Below are 13,408 nucleotides of genomic sequence, written 5' to 3'. Positions count from 1 at the left end.
GACTTAAGCACAGTTATTTCACTCAGTTATTTACAATAATAAAGAGATTTAACCCGGACAATGTTAATTAGATGTTTATTTACCTCATCTGAATACTAAAGATAATTTTGATCCAGATCAGTTTATTATCAGGATTAAAAATAATCTCATTGGAATATAACCAAACTAGTTGCTGTTGCGGCAAGACCGCTCGCACCGTTGCAACCTCAAGTCCGACGGGTATTTGTGATGATAACCCCACTTCGCTGTACAGCCACACAACAATTAAATAATTTAGCCGCGTTTTTTTGGGCCTATGCACAATGCGAATTATTTCCCCGCTCCATATAATGTATCTGGCGCTAACGAAGACATTTATGAAAATTGATTCTTTTATTTATATAACACCAAATAAAAAAATAGGTTATTGCATCTCATTCATAACGAATTTAAATGCGGCAACCTAAATAATGATTATAGAGGGTATAAAAATGAGTCTGGAAGCCGCTGTGACTGAAAAACGGACCCACGTCCGATATATAATATTATTGATTATCTTTATTGTGACTGCAATTAACTATGCTGACCGGGCAACATTGTCAATTGCAGGCACCGAAGTGGCAAAAGAATTGCAATTAGATGCTGTTGCAATGGGTTATATCTTCTCAGCCTTTGGTTGGGCTTACCTGCTAATGCAAATACCGGGTGGTTGGTTGTTGGACCGCTACGGCTCCAAGCGGGTCTACACCTATAGCCTGTTCTTCTGGTCGCTATTTACCTTTACGCAAGGGTTTGTCGACATGTTCCCGATAGCGTATGCCGCTATCTCCATGTTTATCATGCACTTTATGTTAGGTTTCTCTGAAGCACCCTCTTTCCCAGCTAACGCCAGAATTGTCGCGGCCTGGTTTCCAACCAAAGAAAGGGGCACAGCTTCAGCCATTTTTAACTCTGCACAATACTTCTCTCTGGCCCTTTTCTCTCCGTTATTAGGTTATTTAACCTTTGCCTGGGGCTGGCAGCATGTATTTACTGTGATGGGCGGGCTAGGTTTCGTATTAACCATTGCCTGGGTTAAATTTATTCATAACCCGACCGATCACCCGGGTATGTCTGCATCTGAACTTGAATACATAAAACAAGGTGGTGCGGTTGTCGATATGGACCACAAGAAACCTGACGGTCATAAAAGCGGTCCTAAATTAGATTATCTGAAGCAATTATTGGCTAGCCGAATGATGTTAGGTGTCTTCTTTGGTCAATACTTTATTAATACCATTACCTGGTTCTTCCTAACCTGGTTCCCCATTTATTTAGTACAAGATAAAGGGATGTCTATTTTAAAAGTGGGGATGGTCGCCTCTATCCCGGCATTGTGCGGATTTGCCGGTGGTGTATTAGGTGGCGTATTCTCTGACTCACTCATTAAACGTGGTCACTCTCTGACTTTTGCCCGTAAAGTCCCTATCGTGTTAGGTATGTTATTGGCATCAAGCATTATTCTGTGCAACTACGTCGATAGTGACGTGGTGGTGGTCGCACTGATGGCATTGGCCTTCTTTGGTAAAGGTTTCGGTGCATTGGGCTGGCCAGTTATTGCTGATACCGCACCAAAAGAAATTGTTGGTTTATGTGGCGGATTATTTAACGTATTTGGTAACGTCGCCTCTATTGTCACACCGCTGGTTATCGGTTATCTGGTGAAAGAATTACACTCCTTTAATGCCGCATTAATCTTTGTTGGGTGCTCTGCCATTATGGCTATGTTCTGCTACTTATTTGTTGTAGGCGATATCAAACGTCTGGAATTGAAAACATCTTAAGGGAATAACAATAGGTGCCTCTTATGGGGCACTTGTTGTTTGAAATATAGCGACAGGACACCTAATGAAAATAGTCATCGCACCAGACTCTTATAAAGAAAGTTTATCGGCTATAGCAGTAGCTCAGGCTATTGAACAAGGTTTTAGAGAAGTGTTCCCTTATGCTGAATACATCAAGATCCCCGTGGCTGATGGTGGTGAAGGCACTGTCGACGCTATGATCAGCGCAACCGGCGGCCAAAAAATCATGACTGATGTTACCGGGCCGCTGGGTAATAAAATCCAGGCTTTCTGGGGATTATCAGGTGATAGGAAGTCGGCTTTTATTGAGATGGCAGCGGCCAGCGGACTGGAATTGGTCCCACCCGAATTGAGGAACCCGTTAAACACGACCTCCTACGGCACCGGTGAATTAATCCGTGCGGCGCTGCAAACAGGCGTGCGTCATATTATTATCGGTATCGGTGGCAGTGCCACCAACGATGGCGGTGCAGGTATGGTACAGGCGCTAGGGGCCAAATTGCGTAACGCCTATGGCGCAGAGATTGATTTTGGTGGCGGCAGTTTACATAACATTGCCTCGATAGATGTGTCGCAGCTGGACCCACGCCTTAAAGATTGCCGCATTGAAGTCGCTTGTGATGTGACCAATCCGCTGACCGGTGAGCAAGGCGCTTCCGCTATTTTTGGCCCACAGAAGGGGGCTACGGCCGCCATGATTGTGATACTGGATAATAACCTGGTCCATTACGCGCAGATGGTTAAACAATATCTGGGAATAGACGTAGATAGGATACCCGGCGCGGGGGCCGCTGGCGGTATGGGGGCCGCATTGTTGGCATTTTGCGGTGCACAGTTGCGCCAGGGCGTGGAGATAGTCGCTGAAGCATTAGACCTGGAAACCTATATCAAAGACTGTCATCTCGTTCTGACCGGTGAAGGCCGGATAGACAGCCAAAGTATCAATGGCAAAGTCCCGGTAGGTGTCGCTCGATTAGCCAAAAAATACAATAAACCGGTGATTGGTATTGCCGGCAGCCTGGCTACCGATGCCAACATTGTTCATCAACATGGTGTTGATGCTATTTTCAGTATTATTTACCACATTTGTACACTTGACGATGCACTCTCTCAGGCAACTGAAAATATCAGAACTGCTTCCCGCAATATCGCCTCTGTTATTAATATTGGCATAGCCTCATTTGATATCAAAGCATCAGCATAATAAAAGCCCGCGTACCCATTTTTAACATAGCCCTTTGTCGAAGGGCTTTTTTTATATGCGTTTTTAATGTCAAAGTATGTCGGCGCTAAATGGCCTTTTCGTGATAATGCTCACCTGCTTTTGGGCTTGCGAACAAAAATAGGCACCAAACCCATTAGCATCCAGGTCATCCGCACAATGCCTTGCTCTTTTTAGCGGCGTATACTTATTTACAAGCTAGTGAGCATTATGTTTAAGACAAATAATGGCTGTATTGATAAAAATAACAGTTATGTTATCAACATAATTATCGTACCCAAAAAAATTAAAGGGTATATAAGGGAAATATTATGAGCATTTGTAATAGTCCTGTAGACAACCCGCTTTATATTAAAGTACAGGACGCGGATAATGTTGCCATTGTGGTTAATAACAATGGCCTATGTGCTGGCACCCGGTTTAAATGTGGCCTTGAACTGATTGAGCATGTGCCACAAGGCCATAAAGTGGCTTTGGTCGATATTCCTAAAGGCGGCCCAATCATTCGTTATGCTGAAGTGATTGGTCTGGCAGTGCGGGATATCGCTCGCGGCGGCTGGATAGATGAATCGTTGGTTGAATTACCTGCCGCACCCGCACTGGAGACCTTACCCCTTGCCACCGCAGTCCCCGAGGCCCTGCCACCACTGGAAGGTTATACCTTTGAGGGCTATCGCAACGCTGACGGCAGTGTCGGGACCAAAAACCTACTCGCGATTACCACCAGCGTACATTGCGTCGCTGGCGTGGTGGATTATGTGGTCAATATCATTGAGCGCACCCTGCTACCCAAATATCCCAATGTCGATGGCGTAGTTGCACTGAATCACTTATATGGCTGTGGAGTGGCAATCAATGCCCCAGCAGCGGTAGTACCCATCCGCACTATTCATAACTTGGCCCTTAACCCCAATTTTGGTGGCGAAGTGATGGTCGTCGGTCTCGGTTGTGAAAAACTCCAACCCGAGCGGCTGCTGGAAGGGACACCTGACGTGCAGGTTATCTCACTGGATGAAAGCAATATCGTGCGCTTGCAAGATGAGAAACACGTCGGCTTCCGTTCCATGGTCGATGACATTCTGCAAGTGGCGGAAAAGCATCTACAACGCCTGAATATGCGCCAACGTGAAACCTGCCCAGCCGCTGAATTGGTGGTCGGTATGCAATGTGGTGGCAGTGACGCTTTCTCTGGCGTAACCGCGAACCCTGCAGTGGGCTACGCTTCGGACTTACTGGTGCGTTGCGGCGCAACAGTCATGTTCTCTGAAGTCACGGAAGTGCGTGATGCTATCCATCTGTTAACCCCGCGGGCGATTAACAAGGAGGTTGGCAGAAGGTTACGGGAAGAGATGAAATGGTACGACGACTACCTCGAAACCGGCAAAACCGATCGTAGCGCCAACCCTTCACCCGGGAATAAAAAGGGCGGATTGGCAAACGTCGTGGAAAAAGCACTCGGTTCTATTGCCAAATCCGGCCGCAGCGCCATTGTGGAAGTGCTTTCACCGGGGCAGCGCCCCACCAAGCGTGGGCTGATTTTTGCAGCCACCCCAGCCAGTGATTTTGTCTGCGGCACGCAACAGTTAGCATCTGGTATTACCGTTCAGGTATTTACCACCGGGCGCGGCACGCCGTATGGTCTGGCGGCAGTGCCGGTAATAAAAATGGCAACCCGCACTGATCTGGCTAACCGCTGGCATGACCTGATGGATATCGATGCCGGAACCATTGCGACAGGTGATGCCACTATTGAAGAAGTTGGTCAGCAATTGTTTGAATTTATTCTGGATATTGCCAGTGATCGCAAACGGACGTGGTCCGATCAATGGGGGCTGCGCAATGCCTTGGCGGTGTTTAATCCGGCACCAGTGACCTAAGTATCAGTGAATCATCAGGCCGGGTGACACTCACTCGGCCTGCTCTTCTTGCTATCACATCTACCTTACTATCACATCTACTCCTGCTCGCCCAATTGAAGCGCCACATACAGCAGCAAGCGATCATCAAAGTTCGCTAAATCCAAACCGGTCAGTTCGGAAATACGATTCAACCGATACTCCAGGGTATTGCGATGAATAAATAACGCTTTGGCAGTAGCCGTTGGCTGTACGTTATTACGGAACCAGCAGGCCAGAGTGCGCCGCAACAGACCGTTACTGTCCATCGCCCGTAATTTAGCCAGTGGTAAGGCTAATTCATTGGCCTGCCAGCCACCACGCAAACTATCAAGCAATACCGGTAACACCAAATCCTGATAGTAATAGCTGCGTTGCTCCGGCATCCGTTGCTTACCGACCGCCATGGTAGTACGAGCGGTACGATATGAGCGCGCAATACTGCCCGGCCCGGTAAAGAAATTGCCAAGCGACAGGCGCACTCGCAAGCGACCCCGCTCAGTCATGCGCGACAGCAAAGACTCCATACGCCGCCGGTGATCAATAGCATCCCAGCGGCCATGGCTATTTAGCGCCGGTTTAAGCACCACCATCTCAGTCAGTGAAACAATCGCAATCAGATTATTGCGCTCTGGCGTCGTCAACAGGGTTTGCAGCTCTTGTAATTCCGACATAGCACTGTCGACACTCAACTGGCCGCTGTCCACATCCACCACGGCCACGACCCGTGGTTCATTGATATCCACCCCAAGGCGCTGCGCCCATTCAATCAGTGCCGGTGATATCTCTTCGGTGCGGATCAAGTTCAATACCAACTCTTCACGCAGACGGCTATCCTGCGCCAGCAGATGCACCAACCGCGCCTGCTCCATCATCATCTCTGCTGCCATGCACACCAGTTCGCCATATTGACGTAGTTGCCCCGGGTTGCCGGTTAGGCCAATCACCCCCACGATTTCGCCCTCAAGGCGCAATGGCAGGTTGATCCCTGGCCTTACGCCGTGCAACTGGCGAGCAACAGCTTCATCGATATCGACAATCCGGCCATGAGACAGCGACAAGAGCGCCCCTTCATGCAGTTCGCCAAGGCGCTCTTCATCACCACTACCAATGATCCGCCCCTTACCATCCATCACATTAATATTGGTATCAATGATCTTCATGGTACGGGTAACAATATCCTGGGCTAGCCGGGGGTCAAGATTATATACACTCATGAATGGGCCTCAGTCTGGGCTGATGCACCAGCATATGAGGTCTGGAAGGGGAATACATTGGACAAACGCCCAATTCACACCACAAAGAAAGAGAGTTGAGGGACGGGTCACATAAATGGCAGAACCGGGGGCATGCTGCTGGCAAAGTTGAGCGCCAACGAGGAAATCAGGGCCAATCAATCGTTAGCCCTGATAGAGATTTACCGGTGGATGGTTATGACCAAAAGCGTGTTATTTACTTTCTTGCGATGATTTACCGACAGCCATCCCCATCGCCAGCGTGGCGGCAATATTGCGTGCGGTCATAAACACATTGGCTGCCGCATTATCCAGTGCCTGCTCCAGAGTACAGATACTGTAGATCACGCTGAATACCGCATCCAGACCATGCTCATACACCACATCAACATCGTCTGTCAGGCTACCGGCAATACCAATCACTGGCTTATTATAACGTTTGGCAACTCTCGCGACACCAATCGGCACTTTGCCGTGAATGGTTTGGCTATCAATGCGCCCTTCGCCGGTAATAACAAACGTCGCGTCCCTAACCAAAGCGTCCAGACCAAGAGCATCGGTGACAATATCAATACCGGGGCTTAAGGTTGCACCGCAAAACGCCAGTAATGCCGCACCTAAACCACCCGCCGCGCCAGCGCCTTCAACCTGGTCAACATCAATATCAAGATAACGTTTAATGATACCTGCATAATGCTGCAAACCGTCATCCAGTTGGCTAACCATCTCAGGTGTCGCCCCTTTCTGCCGCCCAAAAATAGCCGATGCCCCTTCACTGCCAGTCAGTGGATTGGTGACATCACAAGCAACATCGATTTGGCACTGCTTAATACGCGGATCCAGCCCTGAGATATCAATAACATCCAGTTCAGCCAGCTTCCCGCCGCCAAAACCAATCTGCTTACCCTGCTTATCCAGCAGTTTGACACCCAGCGCTTGCACCATGCCTGCACCGCCATCATTGGTGGCACTGCCACCGATGCCGATAATTATATGTTTGACCCCCTGATCCAGCGCATTACAAATCAATTCGCCGGTACCGTAGGAGGTGGTTTTCAGTGGATTGCGCAGTTCTGGCGGAACCAGCTCTAGCCCGCTGGCGGCCGCCATTTCAATAAAGGCCGATTTTTCATCACCGGATATTCCGTAAAAAGCCGCAACTTCGTCACCTAACGGGCCGGTCACATTGACCTGAATAATCCGGCCAGTGGTGGCCGCAACCATGGCCTCAACGGTACCTTCACCACCATCCGCGACCGGCAATTTGATATATTGTGCATCGGGAAATTGAGTGCGAAAACCCGCTTCAATCTGCACCGCAACATCCAGCGCAGATAAGCTTTCTTTATAAGAGTCTGGGGCGATGACTATTTTCATAAATGATTCAATCTCATGAGCTATCCAATACCGCACAGGCTCCGACGTTATAAACCGGCCGCTCAGGATAACGGAATGCTTACCAGTATAGCCCTGTTACCCAGTAGCCCGGCACCCGCAGGCACCGGAGCCACCGATTAACGAGTGACTTCAACTTTAGCCAATTTCTCGTAATAACACGCCAATGCACTGTGGTCAGCGGTGCCCAAACCATCAGCCTTCAGCGCCTGCATCATCTCCATCACGGCTGCGGTCAGGGGCAACTGTGCACCGACGCCATGCGAGGTGTCGAGGGCATTAGCTAAGTCTTTGATATGTAGATCGATACGGAAGCCTGGTTTGAAGTTACGATCCATCACCATCGGCGCCTTGGCTTCCAACACGGTACTGCCTGCCAGACCACCACGTATCGCTTGGAATACCAGATCAGGGTTCACTCCCGCCTTAGTTGCCAGCACCAAGGCTTCAGACATCGCGGCAATATTCAGTGCGACAATCACCTGATTGGCCAGTTTAGTCACATTACCAGCACCAATATCACCAGTATGCACCACCGATCCCCCCATGGCTTTCATCACCTCGAAACAGCTCTCGAATACCGCTTTATCACCACCCACCATCACTGACAAAGTGCCATCGATAGCTTTTGGCTCACCACCACTGACTGGCGCGTCCAACATTGCAACCTGCTTTAGTGCCAGCGCTTCACTGATTTCACGGCTAACCAGCGGTGCAATCGAACTCATATCAATCAGCACAGAGCCGGGTTTAGCACCTTCAATAACACCGTTTTCACCCAGTACCACTTCTTTTACATGAGGCGAATTAGGTAGCATGGTAATGATGATATCGCATTCTGCTGCCAGTGCTTTTGGTGTCGTTGCCGTACGCGCGCCAGCCGTGATCAATTCATCCAGCACCGCAGCATTACGATCGAGCACTGTTAATGAGTAGCCCGCTTTCAGCAGATTTTTACTCATTGGTTTTCCCATAATCCCTAAACCAATAAAGCCGATTTTCATTTATTACTCCTCAATTAAGTCGGAAGGCCGTCAACGCGGCAGTACTAAACTGTCAAAACAGACTGATGGTTATTTTTTAAATTTGTCGCATAACGCCTGAGTCGCGCTACGAAATACGCCCAAATCACTGCCAACAGCGACAAAGGTTGCCCCCCATTCGAGATAACGGCGGGCATCAGCTTCAACCGGCGCCAAAATGCCGCTCGGCTTACCCTGTGCTTTAGCGCGATCAAAAATATGACGAATCACTTTTTGTACTTCGGGATGATTGGGCTGCCCCAGATAACCCAGTGCCGCCGACAGATCGCCCGGTCCAACAAAAATACCGTCCACCCCATCAACGGCGGCGATAGCATCAATATTATCCACCCCTTGCTGGCTTTCGATTTGCACCAGTACGGTGATGTTGTCGTTGATGGTGGCAAAGTAGTCGGGTACGGTGCCGTAATTGTTACCGCGATGAGACACAGAAACCCCGCGGATCCCCGCCGGTGGATAACGGGTCGAGGCAACCGCACGTATGGCTTCTGCTTCGCTTTCAACAAACGGGATCAGGAAGTTATAAAAACCGATATCCAATAAGCGTTTTATAATGATGGGTTCATTACAGGGCGCACGTACAACCGGTGCGCTATTACTGCCTTTCAGCGCCATGAGTTGTGGAATAAACGTCGTAACATCGTTCGGCGCATGTTCACCGTCCAGAACCAACCAGTCAAAACCCGCCAGGCCCAGCACTTCGGCTGAAATATGATTTGCCAGTGCACTCCAGCAACCAATAAGGGTTTGCCCTTGTTGTAGGTTGCGGCGGAACTGATTAGGATAATTTTGCAGACTCATTTTCGATCCTTATAATTGAACGCCCGGATGGAACGACGGCTCGATGCAGGACGTGATGCAATTCAGGTTGCCAGCGCACACGGCAGTGGGTGTTAGTCGTTAATTTTGCGCCTGTTTTGTAAGATTTTTTCTATTTACGGTTCACGATGATCATTATAGAAACCCCGTTCCAATAAACCATCAGGCAAAAGAACAGGAATTATGAGTTATTCACCAATCGTTATAGGCAGATGCACAATAAAATGCGCCCTGCTTCACAGACTGCTAAATAGCAAAAATCGTGCGGTGATTTTGTCGTTATAAATTAACAAACAGCGAAAGGGTAAAGAGTTAGAAAAATGTCGCCGTAGTAATGATAAGGTACAGAGTCTGCTGGCAGAAAATGTCCATACCTGCCGATGTCTATTAATCAGTACGCAGGGTATAGACTATTTGCACCATAGGCGGTGGTAAACCACACTTGCCAGATAAGAAGTTGGAGGAGAGCAACGTGCAACGTGAACAAGTTTTAAGCAGTGCGCTCAATCTATTGGAGCAGCAAGGACTGGCAAACACCACGCTGGAGATGCTGGCAAAAGAGGTGTCAGTTGAAGTCAGTGATCTGGCCCGTTTCTGGCCGGATCGTGAAGCTTTGTTGTATGACTGTCTGCGCTTTCATGGCCAGCAGATAGATACCTGGCGGCGACAATTGCAACTGGACGAAACCTTATCACCCAAACAAAAGTTACTGGCGCGTTACCAGACGCTAGGTGAGCAAGTGCAGAATCAGCGTTACCCCGGTTGCTTATTTATTGCTGCATGCAGTTTCTATCCTGATAATGAACACCCGATCCACCAGTTGGCTGAACAGCAGAAACAGGCCTCACTACTCTATACCCAAGAGCTGTTGCAAGAGATGGACGCTGATGATGCAGCTATGGTTGCACAACAGATGGAACTGATTCTGGAAGGTTGTTTAAGCAAACTGCTGGTTAAACGTCAACTCGTCGATGTTGAAATTGCCAAGCGCCTGGCTGAAGATGTATTGGAAGTCGCGCAATGCCGTAAAAATGGCGCACTGGGTTAAGTGATTTACCACTAAGTTTTATCGCTGCCCTGAGATAATTTCTGGTTCTTTTGTCTGAAAAGAAAGCAGTCAGTACAGTTTTAGTGGTTTTAAACCATAAATTCGTTGACGATCAGCGGCCAATACGGTTTAATGCGCCCCGTTGCCCGGATAGCTCAGTCGGTAGAGCAGGGGATTGAAAATCCCCGTGTCCTTGGTTCGATTCCGAGTCCGGGCACCACCTTATTATCAATGGACGTCAACCGACGTCCATTTTTGCATTTAAAATCCTGCTGTTACTGCTATCATCCCCCTACTCCATATCGACTGAATTCAACCTGATTCTACCTACATCAAGTTACACCTGTGGGCACAAATGCGGGTACAGTCCAGTTCGATAATTATTATACCCACAAAATCTCTTCTGGAGGCCATCCATGGCACTCACCGATGTGAAAGTGCGGTCAGCAAAAACCGAAGATAAACCTTACAAACTGACTGACAGCGATGGCATGCATTTGCTGGTTCATCCCAATGGGTCAAAATATTGGCGGCTACGTTATCGCTATCTCGGTAAAGAAAATACCCTGGCATTGGGCGTCTACCCAACCCTCTCCCTTTCAGAGGCGCGGGTTAAACGCGACGCCGCGCGCAAATTGATTGCCGAGGGCTCCGACCCCAGTGAGGTCAAGCGGGCGAAAAAAGCTTTACCCGATGCCACTCAAACATTCGAAGTTATTGCCCGGCGCTGGCATGCTGCTAATAAGCAATGGTCTGAGCAACACAGCGCAAAGGTGCTCAAAAATCTGGAAATGTATCTGTTCCCTGTAAACGGTACTCGCGATATCGCTTCACTCAGGACACCCGACCTGCTCATCCCTATTCGGGTAGCCGAAAATGCAGGGTTTCTTGAAGTGTCTGCCCGTCTACTGCAACGCACCACCGCCATCATGCGTTATGCCGTCCAGTGTGGGATCATCGATTATAATCCGGCTCAGGACATGGTTGGGGCTCTTACCACGGTTAAACGCGTTCACCGGCCAGCCCTCGAACTTAATCGCATCCCAGAACTGCTGGCGCGTATTGAGAGCTATAAGGGTCAACCTCTTACTCGCCTGGCCGTAATGCTTAATCTGTTCGTTTTTATTCGTTCCAGTGAACTTCGTTATGCACGCTGGAGTGAAATCGATACAGAAAGAGCACTTTGGACCATCCCGGCTGAAAGAGAACCTATCCCCGGCGTTAAATTCTCACACCGAGGTTCAAAGATGCGTACCACGCATCTGGTTCCTCTCAGTCAGCAATCGTTAACAATGCTGGAAGAACTTCGCCTTTCTGGTGGTGAGGGTGGTCTGATATTTCCCGGTGATCATGATCCTCGTAAGCCCATCAGTGAAAACACCATCAACAAGGCATTACGTTTGATGGGGTATGAGACCAAGACGGAAGTGTGTGGCCATGGTTTCCGAGCGATGGCGTGCAGTGCATTGATTGAGTCGGGCTTATGGTCACGGGATGCCGTGGAGCGGCAAATGAGCCACCAGGAACGTAATGGTGTTCGGGCAGCGTACATTCACAAAGCCGAGTTTCTGGATGAGCGCAGACTGATGCTGCAATGGTGGGCAGATTTTCTGGATATGAACAGAGAGATTGCGGTGAGTCCGTTTGATTTTGCAAAACAGTATTCATTGAAATAACGCCATCTGACGGTTGCCAACTCATCCAGATATTTGACAAAGAAAAAGGATACCTAGCCGTAAGAATGGTCAGGCATCTTTTTTGCTTATGATCGGCATAAAACTGTGTGGCTGCACAGGATATAATGATAAGAACTCGCTAACCTTGGATAGTTGTGCAACCGATCAGCCAATTAATTTAAACCAGATATTTTGCGCAATAGGGTTCATACCAGTAGCTAAGCGGTGTCTCATGACTATTCTAATGAAGGAGTTGCTCATAATGAAACAAGGACCGTTGACAGAGAAAGAACTAAAATGGCTGGGTGACGTTCTGATGGAATATGGCAACGATGATTCCATATTGGACGTTACTGAGCTGGATGGCATGCTTACGGCTATTCTTTCCGGACCAAATATGATTTCGCCAAAGCGCTGGTTGTCAGTCATCTGGGGTGGAGAAGAATATGCCCCCGAGTGGAAATCCAAGTATGAATTTACGCGCTTTATGAACCTCACCTTTCAGCACATGAATGACATTGCCGAGCGGCTTTGTTACAACCCCGAGCAGTTTGCGCCGCTTTTAGAATTTCGCACTATAGAGAATAAAGAATATATCATCGCGGAAGAGTGGTGTTTCGGCTATATGAGAGGAGTCGCGCTGGATGACTGGTCGGCGTTGCCTGAAGCACATATCGCTGAGTTAGAAGCCATTGCCCTCCACGGCAAAGAAGAAAATTTTCCACTACTTGAAAAAATGTCATTAGACGATATTCAACACAGCATCGAGAAGATACCACTAGCAGCACTCAGCCTACATGCGCACTGGCTGCGCCAGAGACAACCAGTAACAAAGACGCCGTTGCCATCACCTATTCCTTATGCCACCCTGCCGAAAACGGGACGTAATGATCCCTGCCCCTGTGGCAGTGGTAAAAAATTCAAACAGTGCTGTTTACACTGATCGCGGTCAGCCCTGCGCTGAATGCCAGAGTAGCCTTTGCCAAGTCTTCACCTCGGTAATTTGAATTGTGTAATCCCCTGTTTTGATATCGTTATACCCGAACCAAAACAGATTAAATTATGGCTGGAATAGTTGTTGCATCTGAACAAAAGCATGGCCGTTGATATACTCGCCAGAGATCTACATAAGACGTAATCCAATCCACCGAAACCGCAGAGAAATAACCAAAGGTAACAGGCCTCAATGTACCACTAAGCTCAAATCCATCATGATTTTATATTTTTATTAAATTACAGTTAAATTATTGAG

General features: G+C 48.4%; 10 protein-coding genes and 1 tRNA gene. 7 read left to right on the top strand and 4 right to left on the bottom strand.

The features are described 5' to 3' along the window. Window positions 1–470: 470 nt before the first annotated feature. The 3 genes from V1952_RS15040 (at window position 471) to garD (ending at window position 4,922) form a co-directional block, all read left to right on the top strand. Window positions 471–1,802 (top strand): MFS transporter, encoded by a 1,332-nt coding sequence (locus V1952_RS15040; RefSeq protein WP_420075018.1) that lies wholly within the window; start codon window positions 471–473, stop codon window positions 1,800–1,802. A 64-nt stretch (window positions 1,803–1,866) separates the two neighbouring features. Next, a complete protein-coding gene (locus V1952_RS15035; RefSeq protein ID WP_420071879.1) occupies window positions 1,867–3,027 on the top strand; it encodes a glycerate kinase in 1,161 nt (386 codons plus the stop codon). Window positions 3,028–3,356: 329 nt separating this feature from the next. Then, window positions 3,357–4,922 (top strand): galactarate dehydratase, encoded by a 1,566-nt coding sequence (garD, locus tag V1952_RS15030; protein WP_420075017.1) that lies wholly within the window; start codon window positions 3,357–3,359, stop codon window positions 4,920–4,922. 77 nt (window positions 4,923–4,999) lie between these two features. Here the strand turns inward: garD and V1952_RS15025 are convergent, their stop codons facing one another. The 4 genes from V1952_RS15025 to garL all read right to left on the bottom strand — a co-directional run bounded on the left by V1952_RS15025 (window position 5,000) and on the right by garL (window position 9,414). Continuing rightward, the gene (locus V1952_RS15025) at window positions 5,000–6,157 is read right to left on the bottom strand and encodes a CdaR family transcriptional regulator (RefSeq protein ID WP_019211377.1); all 1,158 of its coding nucleotides are present in this window, start codon (window positions 6,155–6,157) and stop codon (window positions 5,000–5,002) included. Window positions 6,158–6,388: 231 nt separating this feature from the next. Further along, the gene (locus V1952_RS15020; protein ID WP_372557802.1) at window positions 6,389–7,552 is read right to left on the bottom strand and encodes a glycerate kinase; all 1,164 of its coding nucleotides are present in this window, start codon (window positions 7,550–7,552) and stop codon (window positions 6,389–6,391) included. A gap of 137 nt (window positions 7,553–7,689) precedes the next feature. Next, window positions 7,690–8,574 carry a 2-hydroxy-3-oxopropionate reductase gene (gene garR, locus V1952_RS15015; RefSeq protein WP_083161028.1) on the bottom strand — a complete coding sequence of 295 codons (885 nt, stop codon included), beginning with the start codon at window positions 8,572–8,574 and terminating at the stop codon, window positions 7,690–7,692. Window positions 8,575–8,643: 69 nt separating this feature from the next. Next, window positions 8,644–9,414 carry a 2-dehydro-3-deoxyglucarate aldolase gene (gene garL, locus V1952_RS15010; protein WP_372557801.1) on the bottom strand — a complete coding sequence of 257 codons (771 nt, stop codon included), beginning with the start codon at window positions 9,412–9,414 and terminating at the stop codon, window positions 8,644–8,646. Window positions 9,415–9,904: 490 nt separating this feature from the next. On the opposite strand from garL, the gene V1952_RS15005 reads away from it, so the two are divergent. The 4 genes from V1952_RS15005 (at window position 9,905) to V1952_RS14990 (ending at window position 13,099) form a co-directional block, all read left to right on the top strand. Beyond that, window positions 9,905–10,480 (top strand): transcriptional regulator, encoded by a 576-nt coding sequence (locus V1952_RS15005; RefSeq protein ID WP_083161032.1) that lies wholly within the window; start codon window positions 9,905–9,907, stop codon window positions 10,478–10,480. Between the two features lie 144 nt (window positions 10,481–10,624). Next, window positions 10,625–10,700 (top strand) — tRNA-Phe (locus V1952_RS15000). 196 nt (window positions 10,701–10,896) lie between these two features. After that, window positions 10,897–12,156: a tyrosine-type recombinase/integrase gene (locus V1952_RS14995; RefSeq protein ID WP_420075016.1), complete on the top strand. Its 1,260-nt coding sequence runs from the start codon at window positions 10,897–10,899 to the stop codon at window positions 12,154–12,156. Between the two features lie 262 nt (window positions 12,157–12,418). Continuing rightward, window positions 12,419–13,099: a YecA family protein gene (locus tag V1952_RS14990; protein WP_420075015.1), complete on the top strand. Its 681-nt coding sequence runs from the start codon at window positions 12,419–12,421 to the stop codon at window positions 13,097–13,099. Window positions 13,100–13,408 lie beyond the last annotated feature (309 nt).

Origin of the sequence: Yersinia sp. 2542 StPb PI (genome assembly GCF_048593855.1) — a bacterium.
Classification (GTDB): Bacteria; Pseudomonadota; Gammaproteobacteria; order Enterobacterales; family Enterobacteriaceae; genus Yersinia; species Yersinia enterocolitica_E.
This window is presented reverse-complemented; position numbering and strand designations above follow the sequence as displayed.

Coding starts and splice junctions, on each gene's coding strand:
- V1952_RS15040 (WP_420075018.1), top strand. CDS start 471: ATGAGTCTGGAAGCCGCTGTGACTGAAAAACGGACCCACGTCCGATAT.
- V1952_RS15035 (WP_420071879.1), top strand. CDS start 1,867: ATGAAAATAGTCATCGCACCAGACTCTTATAAAGAAAGTTTATCGGCT.
- garD (WP_420075017.1), top strand. CDS start 3,357: ATGAGCATTTGTAATAGTCCTGTAGACAACCCGCTTTATATTAAAGTA.
- V1952_RS15025 (WP_019211377.1), bottom strand. CDS start 6,157: ATGAGTGTATATAATCTTGACCCCCGGCTAGCCCAGGATATTGTTACC.
- V1952_RS15020 (WP_372557802.1), bottom strand. CDS start 7,552: ATGAAAATAGTCATCGCCCCAGACTCTTATAAAGAAAGCTTATCTGCG.
- garR (WP_083161028.1), bottom strand. CDS start 8,574: ATGAAAATCGGCTTTATTGGTTTAGGGATTATGGGAAAACCAATGAGT.
- garL (WP_372557801.1), bottom strand. CDS start 9,414: ATGAGTCTGCAAAATTATCCTAATCAGTTCCGCCGCAACCTACAACAA.
- V1952_RS14995 (WP_420075016.1), top strand. CDS start 10,897: ATGGCACTCACCGATGTGAAAGTGCGGTCAGCAAAAACCGAAGATAAA.
- V1952_RS14990 (WP_420075015.1), top strand. CDS start 12,419: ATGAAACAAGGACCGTTGACAGAGAAAGAACTAAAATGGCTGGGTGAC.